Genomic DNA, 18182 nt, shown 5'->3' with positions numbered 1-18182 from the left:
AGCAACACTGTCCATGAATGAAGGCATTCCCAATCATTTTGAAGTGATTAGAAGGGGAGCAAGTCAGTTTTGCAGAAGAGTACGCTGGAGACCGGTAGAAGAATCGAGTAAAATAGGGATATATCAAAGGAGGAAACGGTCAATGAACCCAGAAAACCAGAAAAAACTTCAAGAATACGCCCGAGGAATCAGCAATTCTCATTTTGAAACGATTTTGCGTTGTTTCAGCGATCTATAGATTCGTTAAGAATTATTAACCCCTCTAGGTGCAAGGGTTTTAATGTCATGAAACCTTAAAATGAGAATTGCTGCCGAGGAATCGCCGAAATTCTCTATCAAGAGGCCGCTCCCGAAGACTTAGCCAGTTTAGGGGATATTGAAAAAACGATCCGACAACAGACTTTAGATTATGTTACCCCCCAATTAGGAATTGGCGTTGCTGATTTAGGGTATGATTGAGGAGGAAGGCGATCACCCAAAAATACCCATTATCAAACTCAGAAATTATGCAATGTCCTGAATGTCAATCCAATCATATCAATAAAAATGGTCATAAAAAAGGAAAACAGAACTATATTTGTGTGAACTGCGGAAGACAATTTATAGAGGTTTATGAACCCCAGAGAGGTTATTTTTGAAGAAATGAAACGGGAATGTCTGAAAATGTATGTTAATGGTCTGGGTTTTCGAGCCATTGAAAGGGTTAAAAACGTTCATCATACGACAATTATGAATTGGGTTAAACAAGTCGGCGAACTTTTACCGGATTATTATGACCCACAAACAATTCCCGATGTGGGAGAATTAGATGAATTAGAAACATTTGTCGGCTCAAAAAAAACAAAATCTGGTTATGGACAGCGGTAGATCACTTTAAAACAGGGATTTTAGGATGGGTTTTAGGCGGTCTCGCAAGGCGAGTGCCTTCGGCAACATAGTGCTAAAACTTTTGCGGACTTATGGAAAGTTGTTGGTCAGTGGAAATGTCATTTTTATGTGACAGATGGATGGAAAGTTTACCCTAATTTTATCCCCGACGGAGACCAGATTATTAGCAAAACTTATATGACCAGAGTAGAGGGAGAAAATACTAGACTAAGACATTATTTAGCCAGGTTACATCGAAAAACTCTTTGTTATTCCAAGTCTGAACAAATGCTCAGACATTCAATTCGATTACTAATTCACTACCTAAAATTTGAGGATGTTCCAGTTCCTTATTCAAATAACAGAAGTTATTTTCCTCTGAATGCTCGCCATTTTGCCTAATCATACCTTAATTCAGCAACGCCAGGAATTTTTTTATCGAAAAAACAACGGGAACAAAAGCGGGACGAGAAAGAATTCTAAAAAGTATAATCGGTCAACTACCCGTCACCGAAAAACAAGCGGAGTATTTACATCTGGAATCCCATCAAAGAATTAGTCCAGCTTTAGAGGAATGTTGTTTAAGGTTGAGTGCCACGGTTTCTTACAAGAATGCTGAAAAGGATCTACCCAAATACACGGGAATAAAAGTTTCCGAGAAAACGTTACAAAGAATTGTCGAGCGCCACGAGTTTCCCGAGGAAGAAGTAAGAGAAACTATCAAAGAAATCAGCTTGGATGGTGGGAAAGTACGCTCTTTGAACGGAGACAAAAGGAGAATCGTGCGTTTGGAAAGATTACAAGGCGATCCGGGCAGATAATCTAGTGACCAAAGCCACGTTCAGGGAAAACGAGGTTTTAATCGAGTGGGTAAATCGGCAAGAGTTGTCCGATCCTCTAACCTGTCTAGGAGACGGTCATCCGGGGATATGGAAAATCATCGGACAGATCGAAGCCCCAGTCGAAAAACGAGAGGTTTTAGATTGGTTTCATCTGGTGGAAAACCTGTATAAAGTCGGAGGTTCCCAGAAGAGAATTCAAGAGGCGGAAAGCTTGTTATGGAAGGGAAAAGTCGAGGAAACTATCGCTTTATTCTCTTCTTTATCGAAAAAACAAGCGGAAAATTTCTGTAACTACTTGAGAGAGCATTGTCATCGAATAATCGATTATTCTTATTTTCAAGAGAACGAAATTTGGGTTCTTCGGTTTGTCTTATGCAATGGACGGGGTTATAAGGAATGAAACCCTTATAGAGACAGACATTAACGCAATTTTTGTCAATTGTTTGCGATCTGGAGCGAACTAATCAATTAAATCCCTTGCCAGATAAGGATTTAGTCGATTTATGCCCCCCTATCGAACCATACCAAGTCCCGAAGAGCCGAAATTTGTTCGATTGGTTCAGGAGCGGTGGAATCAACGATTAAACAAATCGATAGACGCTTGAAAATTTCGGGAGCGCAATGGAATGAAAGGAATGTACCTCAAGTTCTCAAACTTCGTTGTGCGTACCTGAACGGAACACTTTGAACGATGCTTAGTACGTTTGTTCTGACAAAATTGACTTGCTCCCGGTCAAACAAGCGTCTGAATAGAATCAAAGAGAATTTATGGAAAGGAGAGGTGAAAAGAGTTTTAGAGGAATTAGAGGGATGCAAAAAGAAACAGGCTATAAATTTCACCAAATATGTCGATAAACATCGAGAAAGAATACCCAATTACGAACTCTATCAATCACAAGGGATTTGCATCGGTTCTGGAAGTGTAGAGTCAAAGATTAAGCAAATAGGTGCAAGAATGAAAATTGTGGGAGCACAATGGAAAGCAGAGAATGTTCCTCAGTATTTGAAGCTACGTTGTGCTTATCTCAACGGCGATATTGCCTGAGTATTTTTACTCATTGCAAAACTGGGATGCTCCCGTCGTTTTGGAGTTGACCATTGGTATCGCTTTGCACTCGCAAAGATTACATTGGACTTTACCTTCTTTAAGTACACCTGTTCAATGTGAGAGATGGAGTGATTTAATGCCGTTGATGACTTGGCAATTATGGTTAGCCAAAGATTTGGTAGCAGATTATCGTCTTCCTTGGCAAAAACCGCAAACCCTATTAACTCCTGAAAGGGTAGCACAGTCTCTGTTTTCCCTTTTGATAGAGATTGGTTCGCCCGCTCAACCACCTAAAACTAGAGGAAAGTCTCCCGGCTGGGAAAAAGGGAAGACTCGCAGTAAAAGAAAGACCTATCCTACTGTGAAAAAACGACATTCAACCCCTAAAAAATCGGCAACAAAAGCATCCTAACTCTACTTTTTGCTTCAAGATTTTTGATTTCAGCTAAGTACCTAAGCAAAATTAATTACACATATCTAACCCCCTCTTGCCTTTTGCCTCTTGCCTTTTGCCTATCTTTACTAGGAAATTAATTTTGCACGACTACTTATTTTCATAAGGCTGGATTATTTTTAGGCAAATTTTTTAGTCTAAACTACAGTTATCATCCAAAGCTGGAGATAGACAGGTTTTAAGCAGCAATTCTCATTTTGAAACGATTTTGCGTTGTTTCAGCGATCTAGAGATTCGTTAAGAATTATTAACCCCTCTAGGTGCAAGGGTTTTAATGTCATGAAACCTTAAAATGAGAATCGCTGCGTTTTAAGAACTTTGTCCACGAAAAATTGATTTCAACTCATAAATCTGGATGAAATTCTAACAAAATTTTTAGTTTTTTTATAAACAATTTTCTTTTTCTCCTTCAAGAGTTCTGACATTTTTAACTAGAATTTACTTTTTTAAATGGGACATATTCGGTTAGAATAAATGAGAAAAATTCCGACCAATTCTTAAACCAAATAAATTTTAATAGGGTACGAATATCATTAAAGAAAGAAGTCCTAGTTACTAATAGCTCACGAATCTTTTGATAGGTGTAATTAACTAAATCCAACACGGTATGAAATAAAAAAGCTAGTAAATTCAAAGACAATAAGAACTCGCACAAATGATTCTGACCATGACCAAAGTTATGCTCTAAATTATAACCGTGATTTTTAAGAAAGTTATTGCCTTCATTTTCAACTTTCCATCTGCTACGTCCAGCTTTGACAATTTCTTCGACATTATTTTCCTTGATTTTATGATTAGTTATCCAATTATTTTGGTAGATAGTTTTCTGGGTTTTTTCATTAATAACAGTCACTTCACACCAATTAACTTCGAGACTTGAGTCCCCCTCTCTTAAGGGAACTCTAGAAGCATAACGATAACGATAAATTAGATTTTTTCGTCCATCCCATTGTTTCTTTTCAACGGTCCTAACTTCGCCACTTTTTTCTAAAAATTCTAGCCATTCATATAAAGTTTTATGGCTCTTCGTTACTTGGTATGGTTCGATAGGGGGCATAAATCGACTAAATCCTTATCTGGCAAGGAATTTAATTGATTAGTTCGCTTTAGATCAAAAGCAATTGACAAAAATCGCCAAATGCCTTTCTATATAAGGGTTTCATCCCTTATAACCCCCGTCCATTGCATAAGACAAACCGAAGAACCAGTTTTATGCGACGTTTCCAAACAAACAAAAATAAAATTATAACCTTGTTTTACCGCTAATTTACAAACAGGTTCGTGAGAATATAAGTCGTCTCCTAAAAGAGTTACAGGATAACCATACTTAAGTAGTCGTGCAAAATTAATTTCCTAGTAAAGATAGGCAAAAGGCAAGAGGCAAAAGGCAAGAGGGGGTTAGATATGTGTAATTAATTTTGCTTAGGTACTTATTTTTATGATTCCTATTTAACCATCTTTTAACGGCCGCATTTTCACAGTCTTGTTTTTGATGTCCATCTTGTTTTTTAATGAATTCTGGCTCTAAATTAATTACTTGTTTTTGCTTAGGAGAAACTACTATCGGTGTGACACAGCCATGAAAATAAGTTGTAGTTCCATTTCGATGATTACGACAGTTACAATGAGGGCAATTAATTTTCTTGGATGAGAAATATTCTGTGCCATCTAACGCCACTAATATTTCTCCATCTTAAGTAGAGAAACTTTTTCAAAACTCCCTTTTCTTTTAACCATTCATAGACTTTTTGAAAAGTCCTAGAGATATTAGATGCTGGCACTGGATCTAACAAATTTCTTATTTGATTATCCCCAGGAATTTTTTTAATTGAAAATAAACTTTCAGCATTATCTTTTCCCTTATTGCTTTTCATTAAACGTTGATGGTCTAAAAAAGACGGCGACTGAGTAAAAAAGACTGAAAATGCAGCCATCACGGCATCTTTTATCTCATATTTTCTATTATTTCCAGGTTTCCTCTCATCGGGTAAATCATCTAATTCTTGATGGAAAAATTGCATTAATTCCGAAATTTCTAGGGTTGCCGCTTTTTGAGCCATCTTGGAATAATTTGACGTGCTGGTGGATTTCTATCTCACCCATTTTACCTTAGCTGACAATAATTATAAATTTTTATTTCCCTTGAATTCTCTATTCTAAAAACAGAACTATCTTCCTGATTTAACCCTGTTCGTTCTCAGCCAACCTCTTTGATTGCTTGAGTATTTATACTTAATTTGTCTAGCCAATTGTTTTTTTTATTGTTCGCCTCTTCTAGAAAATAGTTGCTTCGTACTATATTTTCCCTGCCAAAATCGGGGTTAATGCTCTATTTATTTCAAAATGAGAATTGCTGATAACTGGACTTCCCCGTTGACAAAAAGCCAGAACCTGTGCTGTAGAAAGGATTAAGAAAATTTCCAGCGCCCCGTTACTGGCTACAAATCAGGGAAACTTCCAATAAATCTAACGCTTTTTGTTGCAGTTGGGTCGGTCGAGTTATCTTAGAAAAACGATAACTTCCCTCCCTAATCGTACATTCCACTGTATTCAAGCAAATCGTCCCCAAGTCTTCCAACAAAGTCCGAAAACTATGCACAGGAAAGTTCTCTTGATTCCGTTTTTTTCTCTCTTTAGACTGAGCGGATTCACTGCGACTCGCTTTAATCACATTCAGAGAACCATCATCAATTTCTTCATCCTCAAATAACAAAGGAGCCAAGCACTGTTTTAAATGCCATTCCACATAATAAGCCAACATACATAAAAAGATATGAGCCTTGACTCTATCACCCTTATAATGATAGATAGGACGTACCTTTAAATCAATTGACTTATAACAGCGAAATGCCTCCTCCACTTGAGACAAACTTTTATAAGCTTTAACCGTCGTCGCTGCATCCATCAAGGTTGACTCCAGAGAAATTCTTAACACATACACACCATCCAAAGCCGTTTCTTGAGCGATTAATTCCCGCTGACGCTGATAAGAAAAGCCTTCTTCTGTTATCTCTAAGTTATAGTATTTATTGACCTTAAACTGATTAAGAACCTTGCCCACCCTCAAAGCTATCTTATCTTGACCCTTTAAAGCTCTTTTCTCCCTTTGAGTCGCCTGAACAATCAAATCTAGTTCCTTCTCTGTTGCCTCTAATAATGCCTCTCTTTGTAGTTGATTTTTCTCAGCAATGAAGGGATTCCGACAAGCAATTAATCTTTCGTCGGGATAATCTTCACTCTCAAATTCCACCAAGTTTACCTGCTCAAATAATCCTAATTGAATCACTTCTACCTCAGCCAGTTTCCGAATTTGAGGCTTAGTTAAACCAGTAATATAGTCTAATCCTTCTATGGGTTTTACTAATTCCTTGATTTTCGAGTTGGTTAAAATTCCTCTATCGCTTACCCAGACCACATTCTCAATCCCCCAACCCTTTCTGACTTTCTCAATTTGTCCGCCTAAAGTAGCACCGTCTGAGGTGTTTCCTTCAAAGACTTCTACCGCTATCGGACAACCCTTAGCTGAACATAACAAACCAAAAACTATCTGAGTTTTCCCTTTCTTTTTATCTCGATTATAACCATATTTTCCCAGTTCACAACCATCTCCTTCTAGGTAACTAGAAGTGACATCATACAAGACTAATGTTCCTGATTCTAAGTGTTTAAGTGCTAGGTGCTTCTCAATTTTCTCTTGTTTTTCTAATAACCAATCTAAGGCGTTATATAATTCGTCTTCATCGGCTTTCTCTAAGTCTAACAATTGTCCTAAACTCTGACTGCAAGTTTCGCTATTAAACCCTCTCGCTGTGGCTAATTTCGATTTAGGATTGATGATTCTTGCCACAATCATTGCCACCACTAAGTTTCTGATTCGTGAGGATTTTTCACTGATTATTTTATCTAAACCTAATTTTTTAATCGTCTCTAAAATAGCCATCACATGACCATGAGGAAGACTTCTAATCACTTCAAAATGATTGGGAATGCCTTCATTCATGGACAGTGTTGCTCCTTTAAGAGCCAGTTTTAGATTGTCGATAATATCATCGGGTAATTTTGAGAGATTGGCCAGGGTTCTTTTTTTGACTTGATCTCCTTCTCGGTAGGACTCTCGAAGAAGAACAGCGGGGGGGGAATTACGGTTAGGAACTTTTTCTATATACATGGCTATCATTTTAGCAAATGGAGAGAATTCTTGTCCATTAAGAAATGTTACAAATTACATGGGTATATTAAGAAAAGTTAAGGGGGTGCATCCATTGATGGATAAGGGTTTTCGGCTATTATGGTATATATGTATGGGGGAAGTTCAGTTAAATCACTGTTTCCTCCGCAACCCGGATGGTTATCTCATCGAGATACAGCGATTCGAGTCCATCAAGGACGGCAATTAATCGGTCACTAACCCGTAATACTTCTCTAACATGGTCAGCATTTCCTCTTCTAACGCGCTCAGGTAAGGTCGCTGTAGTTTCCCCAAGATTCCCAAAAAGGCGACGGCGGTCTCTTCGATATCTTCGAGTTCCCTCCGCCTCGACAATCGATCTCGCGTAGCGAGCGCTTTGCGTTCGCATAATCGCCGCACCGTCTGACAGTCCCCTTCGGTGTAGCCCAACTCCTTAAGGTACTCGATTTTAACAAGATCGAGCGCCCCGTCGTAACTCATCGTTCGCTCATTTTTTCGAGCAAGAGTGGGTCAAACAGGGTAAAAAGCTTACCCAATAGTGGTTAATCTTTTTACCCTGCTATGGCAGTTTTTACTGTTTCTTTTCGTCCGAAATCAGAAAGGTTACTGTTTTCGGTCTTTTCTATCAGTTGTCTTGATATTAATTGAAAATTATCAACATAATTACTTATCATTTAAGAAACAGAATTTGCCCTTAGCACCATAACTTTTTCCTCTGATTTTTCAGTCCCTAATTAAAGTTGAGCAATCGATGCTAAATCATACTCCTCTAACACCTGAACACTATGATGAAAACCAGTTTTGGTTAAGGTCTCCCAAACCATCTCATTTGGTTTAAAGATGTAGAGCTTCACATCATTGCCCATCTGTTGTTTGGAAAAAATCAACATTCGCAGACCTGCGCTGGCCATATATTTCAACTCCTCAAAATGTAAAACTAATTTGGTCAGCTTCGGCTCATATTTGGCCGCTTCCTCAATTTTGAGTTTGAAATCATTCGCCGTACTTGCGTCTAGGTCTCCTTTCAGAAAAATGGTCGCAATGGAATTGGTCACTGAGAGAGAAGTTGCAAAAGCCATAGTCGTTTCTCAATAAAGTCAAAGGGTTAATCTAAACAAAATTGGGCTCTCTTAGGTTTGGTGGGCAAAATGTATTCTAAGATACATTCTTTCTGGCGAGCGAGTGGAAGGAACCACAAAGACACAAAGGACACAAAGATTGATCGATCCTCTGTAAGTTAAACTTATCACACAGAACCTAGAAGAGCCAAAATTGGGGTTATTTCGCCACCAGGATTATCACCGAGCGATCGCCGAGTAGACACCCCTGGGGATTTTCTAAAGGGGGTTCCGTGCCGGGGTTATAACTATCCTGAGGACTTGGAACGCCAGTGTTGGCAAAAAGATGCCATTGCTTACCCTTAGTCGGTTGGGGTAATTCAAACCAGCAGGCTTGCCAGTGCATATTTATGGCCACGTAGAGGTCATCATCGGGTTGTTGTCCCTGTTTGGCGTGTTGACCAGAGAGCATGAACGCTAAATGATGACTAGATGCCCAATCCACATACCAGGCCCGACTGCCGTGCCAACTAATATCAGGATAACCGATCCCCAAGTAATCACAGTTACGAAAATGGTCGGGATTGCGTAACACGGGATGGGCTTTGCGGAAGGCGATACAGTGTTGGACAAATTGAAAGATATCTTTTTCTTTGGTTAGTAATGTCCAGTCCAACCAATTCAGGGCGTTATCGTGACAATAGGTATTGTTATTGCCCTGTTGTGTCCGGCCCATTTCATCCCCCATCAGCAACATCGGCACTCCCTGGCTGACCATTAATAGGGCGATCGCATTTTTAATCTGACGACGACGCAGGGCATTAATACCAGGGTCATCGGTCGGACCTTCCCAACCACAGTTCCAACTGTCATTATCGTTACTGCCGTCGTTATTGCCTTCCCCATTGGCCTCATTATGCTTATGGTTGTAGGAGACTAAATCCATCAGGGTAAAGCCATCGTGACAGGTAATAAAGTTAATCGAAGTCGCTGGCGATCGCCCTGAAGTCGCATAGAGATCTGGGGAACCCTGTAATCGTTGGGCCACATCCCCCACATTGCCATCCCCCTTGAGGAACTTCCGCAGACTATCTCGGTACTTGCCATTCCATTCCGCCCAACGCCCAAAGGCGGGGAAAGACCCTACCTGATATAAACCCCCCGCATCCCAGGCTTCCGCAATTAATTTACACTTGGCGAGAATCGGATCGAACGCTAAACTTTCTAATAACGGTGGATTCGCCAACGGTGCGCCCCAAGGATCTCGTCCTAAAATGGCCGCTAGATCAAAACGGAAACCATCAATGTGGTATTCCGCCGCCCAATATCGTAAACAATCTAAAACCATACCCCGCACGATCGGGTTATTACAATTTAGGGTATTTCCAGTACCACTAAAGTTAAAGTAATATCCCTCCGGGGTCAACATATAATAGGTCTTATTATCAATGCCTCGAAACGAGATGGTCGGTCCCTTTTCATTGCCTTCGGCGGTATGGTTAAAGACCACATCCAGAATGACTTCAATCCCATTTTTATGCAGTTCTTTGACTAAATTTTTAAATTCATCAATCTGCATCCCAAATTTACCGGTGGCAGCATAACCTGCTTTCGGTGCGAAAAAACCGACGGTGCTATATCCCCAATAATTCAGTAATAATTCCCCCGTTTCTGGATTGGGACGACTATTTTCAAATTCATCAAATTCATAAATAGGCATCAACTCGATCGCATTGACTCCCAATTCCTTGAGGTAAGCAATCTTATCTTGAATCCCCGCAAACGTTCCCCGATGATTCTCCTTAACGCCCGATGACGGATCACAGGTAAAACTGCGAACGTGCATTTCATAGATAATTTGGTCTTCCGGGGGAATTTCTAAGGGACGATCGTCCTCCCAATCAAAATCATCAAAGGCAATTCGTCCTCGATGTTGGTAGGGATTTGACCAATCGGGCGCCACCTTCCACACATCCCGTCCCCCAATATTTTTCGCATAGGGATCGAGCAAAATTTTACTGGGATCAAACCAGTGACCCTGGGAAAAATTATTGGGACCATCCATACGATAGCCGTATTCCAAATTTTCATAATCCAGATCAAAAACCACCATAGAATACACATTGCCAATGCGAAACTCATCGGGAAACGGAATTTCAGTAAAGGGTTCACGGGCGTGCTTCTCAAATAACACTAGGGAACAGGAAACCGCATGACTGGAAAAAATCGAAAAATTCACCCCGCCTGGAACTAGGGTTGCCCCAAAGGGAAAGGGCTTGCCACTGCGTAATTTAAAATCACCGTAGCGATGGGTCGGATGAATATCAATACGATCTAAGGACATGGTGATGATCCACAGAAAAAAGTAAGAAGAAAATACCGTAAAAAACTGAGATTAAAATTCGTTCAATTAGGTCAAGATTGCTAATCCTTCAGCAACCGATTGACTGGTTTTAAAGAATTTTAGGAAGCCCGTAACGGTCATGGTGTCTTGAATTTCTTCAGATAGACCCACTAAGACCAAACCACCCGCCGTTGCTGTTATCTGACGATAAAGAGATAACAAAGTCCTTAGCCCAGCACTAGACATATAGGGTACCTGGGTCATGTCTAAAAGAATTTTGCTGTTACTTCCAATTAGGGGAAGAATGGTATCTGTAATTGAGGGAGCCGTACTCGCATCAATTTGTCCCGTCAGTGCAACAATTTGAACATTGTTCTGGGTATTGATTTCGATGAGCAGTGTTTTTTCTTCCATGGAAGCTTTCTCGAAAATTTTAAGAATGACTGGTCTCTCAAAAATGAGTTTTTCTCAACAAGGGAAAAGGGGAATAAATTAAGATAGAGTTACGCATTCCCTCCCCCCATTAACCCCTTAGTTGGGGACAATTTGCACTTTGACTTTGACCCGATCGCTGGTTTTCGGTAAGGTCACAGTTAACCCCTGAGCATCAAAATGGCTATAGGGTTCTCCATCAATTTCACAGCTACCAATGCGAATACTACCAGGGGGTAAAATATCTGGCGAAACCCGCAGAAGATTGTCAGGGAAACCGCCAGGCATGGGCTTAAAGTAAAAGTCCATAGGCTGTTTGCTAATCAACAAATTGGTATAAACGGCGGCGAGGTAACAGAGTTCAAAGGAGTGATAACCGCTCATGGAGTGACTGCCTTTACCCCGTTCGTTACCACCCGCTAAGTAGGGAATGCCATTGGCTAGCACATTAAAATAAATTCCGCCATCTTCTAAATCCAGGAACCAAGCATTGTAAAAGGCAGCCGCCTCCTGCGCTAACCGTCGGTATTCTGGCTCCTGTAAACAGCCCGTCAAAATGTAGTAGGCGAGAATGGCCTGTTCTTGTTGCCACCAAGCTTTGCGATCATGCCACACAAAACGATGGAATTTTTCGCCAGGCCCTAATAACCGTTCCACCACATCGTACCAGCCGCCCCGTTGTTGATCGCTGCCGACGGCGGGCATCATATCGGCAATTTTGCGAGCTAAATTGACATATTGATCCTTGGCCTTCAGACTTTGCATCCGCATTAGGTTCCAAGAAATTTTCAGGTTGTGACCAGCCACTGCACGGTTTTGTTGCCAGCCCCAGGTGGTGTCATAGCTCCAATCTTGATAGAAACGTTCCTGCACAAAGGGGCTATGGTCGTAGTCGGGAAAGCGTTCTTCGATGGTGTCGAAGGTGTATTCCAGCATATCCGCATATTCTGGCTTACCTGTTGCTAACCAGAGATTGATTAAGTAAGCAGGAGCGTGATCCCCGACGGAGTTCCAGTTTTTCTTCCCTTTGTTGGCACCTAGAGCATCACTCAATGGATCTAAGGTAATGGGATCTAGGTGAGAGAAATACCCGCCGTATTCCGATTTATCTAAAAAGAAATCATTGAATAATTTAATGGTCTTTTCGGCATCATCTAAAATGCGGCGATCACCAGTACAACGGTAGGTTTGAATGGGACCTGCTAACGCATAGATTTGTTCGTAGGCGGGAATGGCGTAATAATCATCCCCAAACTCGGAGGCAAAGATTTTTTCTTCGAGACTACCCTTAACATCAATGCCGTGATACCAATAGACAATGCCCTCGTCTAAATCCACAAAACGCATATGCTCGCGGAGGTATTCTGTTCCCTTTTCTGCCCCTTCTAAAAAGCGGTCATCGCCGGTCATTAAAAAGGCCGTGGCAAAGCCATACACTAAGCGGGAAATAGTGTCAGTTTCCTGGCGAAAATTGACATCGGAACGTTGCCCCGTCAAATTTAAATTGGTTCGATAATTGCGATAATCCACAAACCCATCATCAAATTGAGCTTTCAGGTAGAATTTGCCCAGGGCATTAATCTGTTGAATCCACCAATTTTGCTTTTCAAAGACATAATCTTGGGGTGTCCTGCCGGCAAAAACAATTTGTTTAACATCAAAAAATTCACTGTCGGGATAAAATACTCCGTAGGCAAAGAGATACCGTCCCGGCACTAACATCGAGCGCATACTGCCCGTGGCGTCGGGGTAGCCTTCCTCAAAATTTTGGATAATTTTGGCGTAGGCCATGGCACTGATTTTGGCTTTAAATTCCCGGTTATCGGAGGTTTTTAAGCCAAATATATCGCTATCCGCATCAAAAAAAGTGACGTAGCCAGCGACTAAATCTGAAAAGGAGAAATTCACGGATGTTGCCATAGAAGAACCTATTTATTGGGTAAGCTAATAAAAGTGTATGGAAATCATAAAAATTCTAGAATAGATGCCCGATTCATGCTGTTAATTCTGTTCAATTTCCCTGACAAAAACTTCCATAAATTGCTCGACTATGCCAGGATGTTTACCAGTGATTAAATTTCCATCAACCACTAAGTCAGCCGTCGCCTCTCCGTCATAAACAATCTCCGCACCAGCATTTTCCACATCACAGATAATATTGTGAGCGCAGGTCACTTTTCGATTTTTCAGTAGATCAGGGTCGGCACAAAAAAGCCATAGACTATGACAAATTGTTCCCAATTTAACCCCTTCAGTGGCCATCGCTTTTCGAAGAAATTCAACGGCAGGGGCCTGGTTTTTCTGTCCCTTACTAACCCTAACTTGATAACGCAGACGATCCATCGCATAGGCCCCGATACAAATAATCCCTTTATAGTCACCAGGTCTAACATGATTGACTTCGGTCTTGACGGTGATGTGATACTCAATCTGATCGTTTTCGGGATTCGAGCCAAAACGCAGTTCCGGGTTTCCCCAGAGGTGAGAAAGATATTCAACCTCATATCCCTGCTGGGGGAAATATTCATTAAAACGGCGGAATTCAGTACCATCAAAGTGCTCTTCGATAAGAACACCAATCTTGCCCTTACTCATGGTTGTCATGAATGATCTCCTTAAAAATTAAACTCAATTTTTAGCGTATCAGGATTTAGCACAGGCTACTCCTCCTCTACTACTGTTCCACTTGCCCGTCTCGTCCAACGCGCTTGACCCCTTCGCCATCGTAGGCCACGGCGACCAAATCTGTCTCAATGACTTGACTGGGCTGCAGGATTAGAGCCGAACCATTTTTTATGGCCGTTGCCACCCCTCCCGGAGGATAACTGGTAAAGGGTTCTAAGGCACAGGTGTAGGCACGACCGTACCAAGGATAATCATCGTTGCCCCCATAGTTTTGCCACATCCAGAGATATTTAAACAGTAAAGGATCCCAAGCCATGCCAAAACCGACTTTTTGCCGTTGGTTGGTAATACTATACCAGCCTTCACTCAATTCCTTGAGAAAAACTACATCGACAGATTTAATCGCTGAGGAACGAACCTGGGCGATGTTTTCCAGTTGGCCAGTACGCCGATTTTTGGCAAAGGGATAGTCAAATTCAACGCTTGTTTCCCAAAGTCCATTAGGATGGAAATCCATGACCTCGATTTTGCTAGCAGGGGTTTGTACCCAGCAACTATCATCTAGAAAGGGTTCTCCCAGGGCGGGATGATGACCCCACATAATGGCAAAATCTACTGGAGCATCGTTTTCTAAGCGTTCCCGGAGGAAAAGAGCAGCCTGTCCTCGTTTGAGGGTCAGATATCGTTCTAACCGGAGGGGAGAACGATAGAGGCGTACATGAGTTTTGAGTACGATTTGCTCCGAGCTATCTTCGATAATCGAGCTCTCAAAGGGCAGTAGGGAAACTTCTCCATGCAGGCCTTGGTGAGAGCTTTTATAAGCCTCAGAAGCCCAGCCCGCCGAAGGTAAAACCTCCTGCCATCCTCCATAATAGTAATCGTGGAAGTTGCCCTCTGCTAAAGCACTCGTGGCCACGAAGGGTGAACGCATCGGAATAGGCGATTGCCAGAGAAAATCGATATCATGAGGCTTATAGGTGAACTCAAAAATATCGGCTCCTTTGTCCAGCAGAACCCCAACGCGAATTAGCTCATTTTCGAGAAAGGCCACCCGCATTCCCTTATAGGTGTAATCTAAACTAAGACGACAGCCCTGTTTACGCCCGTAGGTATACATAGTTACCGTCCTTGGTTACCATTCTTCTAGTACAGCGGTCAGTCCCCCGTCCACAAACAGTTGGGTTCCAGTAATAAATGCGGCTTCGTCACTGGCTAAAAAGGCACAGGCATATCCTACATCCTCAGGTGTACCAATACGCTTCATAACTTGACGCTCCTCCACTTGTTTCCGCACGGCCGCTGGATCATCGTAACCGTTGAATAAATCTTCAATTAGGGGAGTCCAGATCCAACCGGGGGCAATGGAGTTGACTCGAACTACTGGCCCGTAGTCAATGGCCATGTTACGGGTCAGGGCAGTGATTGCTCCCTTGGAAGCACAGTAGGGGGCAACACCATTGGCTGTCGCATGGGCATGAACTGAGGACATATTAATGATGACTCCTTTACCCACTGCTTGCATATGGGGAATCGAATATTTAGAACAGAGAAAGACTCCTTTTAAATTAACCGCCAAACAGCGATCCCATTCTTCACTGGTGACATCAAGAATAGATTTATAGGTACCGATACCCGCGTTATTTACCAGTATATCTAGTCGGCCAAAGGCTTCGACTGTCTTCTGGACAAGGGTTTTGACGTTTTCTTCGTTAGCAACATCGCATTGGACAAAGAGTGCCTCGCCCCTGCTTTCCCGAATTTCTGCTACTGCTTGTTCCCCGTCCTTCAGTCCATTGGCCGCTAGAACCACCTTAGCCCCCTCCTGGGCAAAGACGGCGGCAACCCCCTTTCCAATCCCCTTAGATGCACCAGTAATAATAGCAACTTGATCTTTGAGTTTCATGGTCTTAGCTAAAAAGAATGGTCATCATGTAAAGTCACAGTCCGTCGGCGAGCGATCCTAAAAATTAGGGACGCTAGAGCCTTTATTGAAACGGGGTTAAGCGGGCATTATCGGCAACCAATAAGCTCGCTAGTTGATCAACTCTCAAGGTTTTGAGGTAGCCCCTAAGTTGTTCCCATTTATCCTGTATCGTCAGATCCGAACCCCCGCTGGCTCTGACTACATCTGAATCTATCGGCCATTGGGGACCAGCAATGGCCCATTTGGGCAAAAAGCCAGTGGCTAACCGCTCTTTTCCATCAGGATGCTCACGAAAAAAGACCCGCATCAGGTCAGTGGAGGAGAATTTTTGTTGATCACGCAGAACCATCACTGAAGCGGTATCAGCTACGGGGATATTGCCATTGCCCACGGGATTGGCATCCATAAAAATGCGTAACTCTGCCAATTTGTCCCCCTCAAATCGGCAAATATCAAAGCAAGGGAGGGTCACTTGGGAACCATCTTTGCGCCAGTAGGTGACATCCATTTCCACAAAGACCACTTCTCCGTATTCCCAGAGGGTTTTGATATCATGGTAGAGGGCTGAAACACTGCCAAAAAAGGCTGTCACCGAGGCTTTGATCGCCTCTTTATCGAAGCAGACGGGAAAATTGCCGAATTGATAAACAGGATGATCGCTAAAAAAGTCGATAAAACCCTGGGAATCAAAGGCCTCTCCCCGGGCAAAAAGCCGTTTAACCTGATCGGTATTGGCTCCCGGTAATTTTTCGGTCGTCAGAATCGCCCCGTTACGGACGGCTAGGTTTGCACTTCCTAAGGTTTCAAAGTTAATCGGCCAGCGCGGACCGGCAATAGCCCATTTGGGAATGAAGCCGTTAGCGACCCGTTGCTTGCCCTCGGGATGGTCGCTAAAGAACTGCCGCATCAGATTCACTGGCTGATAACGGTGCTGATCCCTTAGGGTCATCACCGAGGACGTGGGGGAGACGGGAATAGTGGCATCACCGACGGGGTTAGCATCCATGAAAATCCGTAGTTCGGAAACCTGATCCCCTTCAAAGCGAAAAATATCAGCACAGGGAAGAGTTACTTGGGAACCATCTAAACGCCAGTAGGTGACATCCATTTCCACAACAACCACTTCCCCTACTTCCCAGAGCATTTTAATGTCGTGGTAAAGGGCTGAAACAGCGCCAAAAAAAGCCTTTACCGAGGCTTTGATACTTTCCTTGTCAAAACAGACGGGGAAATTACCAAATTGATAAACGGGACGATCCGTAAAAAAGTCAATGAAGCCTTGGGAGTCAAAGGCCTCTCCGCGAGCAAAGAGACGTTTAACTTTGTCTGCATTGGTTCCAGGTAGTTTTTCTCCTAGGAAGTGGGTCGGCGCCAAGGCCTGTTGTCCCAGCATCAGGTTGCTGACATCGGGTTTAAGTTGGTTGGCTGCCCCAATACGAGTAATCAGGTCGGCGACTGTTGCACTCCGTTGACCGGCTAAGGTCAGTTGCCCTTCATAGACAAAGGTGTAGGCGGAACGCTCGGGGAAGGGGTGAAAGTTTTTGATGTACCGAGGTAAATCCCGGGCAACAACCTGGTACTGTGGAGAATCCAAGAGTAATGCTAATTGCAGGGCATTGGCAAAGGCCAATTCAATCGCTCCTTGGTATTGATGCTCTGGCAATTCTAAATGGGTAACCGGTCCTGCGTCGGGGCGGGAATTATCGACTTGATCGAAAAGGTGGAGACGACATTTCAGGATTTGGGGAGAATGCGAAAACACTGACACTAATCGATTTTGGACGAAGTGACGAAACTCCTGAACACTAACGCCATCCATCTTACGAAGCAGGCAATGATACTTGTGGACTCCCAACAGGCCATTGGGAGCACCGTCAAGAACTTGATCAACATAGGTGATGGAGTTGCCAGGACTGGTATTGTAGCCAATAGCCTTACTGAAGATGTTGTATTCGTCTCCCATCAAAATCCCTGCGGATTTAAACCAGGTCTGGCGTTCCACTATCGATTTGAAGGTTAACTCGGCAATGCCGTCAAATTGCTCTGAGTCTGAGGCGGCATTGAGAACATCCCCTGGCAGGGGCCAAATTCCACCGTCATTGTGAGCGATGTGATATTGCCAATATTGGTATTGACCCGGAAGTCGAGCGCAAACCGGACCATGTACATCTTTCCAGTAATCATCAAAAAGGGACAAATCAATGCCTTTCTTTTTCCAAAGTAAGACGTAAAATGCAACTTCCCCCAAGCGGTCACGCATTGCGTAGTTCACTGTCGTCATTACCATTCTCCATAGGTGAAGATTTGAGTAAGTTGAGAGGTTAATAATCCAACAAGCACATTGATAAGAATCTAGGATTTAGCTCTACCATTGTCCACCAAGTCAATAAGTAAATATT

Annotated in this window: 10 protein-coding genes and 7 pseudogenes; 5 read left to right on the top strand and 12 right to left on the bottom strand. The window is 42.5% G+C overall.

The features are described from left to right. Positions 1-506: 506 nt before the first annotated feature. The 5 pseudogenes from ACE3JL_RS13315 to ACE3JL_RS13295 all read left to right on the top strand — a co-directional run. Positions 507-1269: pseudogene (locus tag ACE3JL_RS13315) on the top strand (IS1 family transposase). Positions 1270-1298: 29 nt separating this feature from the next. Beyond that, positions 1299-2061, top strand: a pseudogene (locus ACE3JL_RS13310) (ISKra4 family transposase); the annotation flags it as partial. Positions 2062-2250: 189 nt separating this feature from the next. After that, positions 2251-2397: pseudogene (locus ACE3JL_RS13305) on the top strand (ISKra4 family transposase); the annotation flags it as partial. A 45-nt stretch (positions 2398-2442) separates the two neighbouring features. Further along, a pseudogene (locus tag ACE3JL_RS13300) lies at positions 2443-2754 on the top strand (ISKra4 family transposase); the annotation flags it as partial. Positions 2755-2784: 30 nt separating this feature from the next. After that, positions 2785-3169 (top strand): annotated as a pseudogene (locus tag ACE3JL_RS13295) (transposase); the annotation flags it as partial. A 555-nt stretch (positions 3170-3724) separates the two neighbouring features. On the opposite strand, the pseudogene ACE3JL_RS13290 reads toward ACE3JL_RS13295, so the two are convergent. The 12 genes and pseudogenes from ACE3JL_RS13290 to ACE3JL_RS13235 all read right to left on the bottom strand — a co-directional run. Then, a pseudogene (locus tag ACE3JL_RS13290) lies at positions 3725-4235 on the bottom strand (ISNCY-like element ISMae2 family transposase); the annotation flags it as partial. A 197-nt stretch (positions 4236-4432) separates the two neighbouring features. Beyond that, a pseudogene (locus ACE3JL_RS13285) lies at positions 4433-5271 on the bottom strand (hypothetical protein); the annotation flags it as partial. Between the two features lie 371 nt (positions 5272-5642). Beyond that, positions 5643-7388: an IS1634 family transposase gene (locus ACE3JL_RS13280; RefSeq protein ID WP_375327679.1), complete on the bottom strand. Its 1746-nt coding sequence runs from the start codon at positions 7386-7388 to the stop codon at positions 5643-5645. A gap of 139 nt (positions 7389-7527) precedes the next feature. Further along, positions 7528-7788 carry a hypothetical protein gene (locus ACE3JL_RS13275; RefSeq protein WP_375327678.1) on the bottom strand — a complete coding sequence of 87 codons (261 nt, stop codon included), beginning with the start codon at positions 7786-7788 and terminating at the stop codon, positions 7528-7530. 346 nt (positions 7789-8134) lie between these two features. Further along, a complete protein-coding gene (locus ACE3JL_RS13270) occupies positions 8135-8479 on the bottom strand; it encodes an STAS domain-containing protein (RefSeq protein ID WP_375327677.1) in 345 nt (114 codons plus the stop codon). A 199-nt stretch (positions 8480-8678) separates the two neighbouring features. Next, complete coding sequence (glgX, locus tag ACE3JL_RS13265; RefSeq protein WP_375327676.1) at positions 8679-10802, bottom strand: glycogen debranching protein GlgX; 2124 nt, start codon at positions 10800-10802, stop codon at positions 8679-8681. Between the two features lie 66 nt (positions 10803-10868). Then, a complete protein-coding gene (locus ACE3JL_RS13260; protein WP_375327675.1) occupies positions 10869-11216 on the bottom strand; it encodes an anti-sigma factor antagonist in 348 nt (115 codons plus the stop codon). Between the two features lie 117 nt (positions 11217-11333). Continuing rightward, the gene (locus ACE3JL_RS13255) at positions 11334-13154 is read right to left on the bottom strand and encodes an AGE family epimerase/isomerase (protein WP_375327674.1); all 1821 of its coding nucleotides are present in this window, start codon (positions 13152-13154) and stop codon (positions 11334-11336) included. An 81-nt stretch (positions 13155-13235) separates the two neighbouring features. After that, positions 13236-13838, bottom strand: coding sequence for a DJ-1/PfpI family protein (locus ACE3JL_RS13250; RefSeq protein ID WP_375327673.1), 603 nt, complete (start codon positions 13836-13838; stop codon positions 13236-13238). Positions 13839-13908: 70 nt separating this feature from the next. Beyond that, positions 13909-14976 carry an aldose 1-epimerase gene (locus ACE3JL_RS13245; RefSeq protein ID WP_375327672.1) on the bottom strand — a complete coding sequence of 356 codons (1068 nt, stop codon included), beginning with the start codon at positions 14974-14976 and terminating at the stop codon, positions 13909-13911. A 15-nt stretch (positions 14977-14991) separates the two neighbouring features. Continuing rightward, positions 14992-15762, bottom strand: coding sequence for an SDR family NAD(P)-dependent oxidoreductase (locus ACE3JL_RS13240; protein ID WP_375327671.1), 771 nt, complete (start codon positions 15760-15762; stop codon positions 14992-14994). An 82-nt stretch (positions 15763-15844) separates the two neighbouring features. Next, entirely contained in the window at positions 15845-18064 is a 2220-nt protein-coding gene (locus ACE3JL_RS13235) for a nuclear transport factor 2 family protein (protein WP_375327670.1), read from the bottom strand. Positions 18065-18182: the final 118 nt, after the last annotated feature.

The sequence above is a fragment of the Microcystis sp. BLCC-F210 genome (genome assembly GCF_042134685.1).
Taxonomy (GTDB): Bacteria; Cyanobacteriota; Cyanobacteriia; order Cyanobacteriales; family Microcystaceae; genus Microcystis; species Microcystis aeruginosa_D.
Note: the sequence above shows the minus strand (reverse complement) of the source record. Positions and strands in the feature narration are given on the sequence as shown.

What these genes read in the sequence shown, in the direction of transcription:
- ACE3JL_RS13280 (WP_375327679.1), bottom strand. Translation starts at nt 7,388, where the DNA reads ATGATAGCCATGTATATAGAAAAAGTTCCTAACCGTAATTCCCCCCCC.
- ACE3JL_RS13275 (WP_375327678.1), bottom strand. Translation starts at nt 7,788, where the DNA reads ATGCGAACGCAAAGCGCTCGCTACGCGAGATCGATTGTCGAGGCGGAG.
- ACE3JL_RS13270 (WP_375327677.1), bottom strand. Translation starts at nt 8,479, where the DNA reads ATGGCTTTTGCAACTTCTCTCTCAGTGACCAATTCCATTGCGACCATT.
- glgX (WP_375327676.1), bottom strand. Translation starts at nt 10,802, where the DNA reads ATGTCCTTAGATCGTATTGATATTCATCCGACCCATCGCTACGGTGAT.
- ACE3JL_RS13260 (WP_375327675.1), bottom strand. Translation starts at nt 11,216, where the DNA reads ATGGAAGAAAAAACACTGCTCATCGAAATCAATACCCAGAACAATGTT.
- ACE3JL_RS13255 (WP_375327674.1), bottom strand. Translation starts at nt 13,154, where the DNA reads ATGGCAACATCCGTGAATTTCTCCTTTTCAGATTTAGTCGCTGGCTAC.
- ACE3JL_RS13250 (WP_375327673.1), bottom strand. Translation starts at nt 13,838, where the DNA reads ATGACAACCATGAGTAAGGGCAAGATTGGTGTTCTTATCGAAGAGCAC.
- ACE3JL_RS13245 (WP_375327672.1), bottom strand. Translation starts at nt 14,976, where the DNA reads ATGTATACCTACGGGCGTAAACAGGGCTGTCGTCTTAGTTTAGATTAC.
- ACE3JL_RS13240 (WP_375327671.1), bottom strand. Translation starts at nt 15,762, where the DNA reads ATGAAACTCAAAGATCAAGTTGCTATTATTACTGGTGCATCTAAGGGG.
- ACE3JL_RS13235 (WP_375327670.1), bottom strand. Translation starts at nt 18,064, where the DNA reads ATGACGACAGTGAACTACGCAATGCGTGACCGCTTGGGGGAAGTTGCA.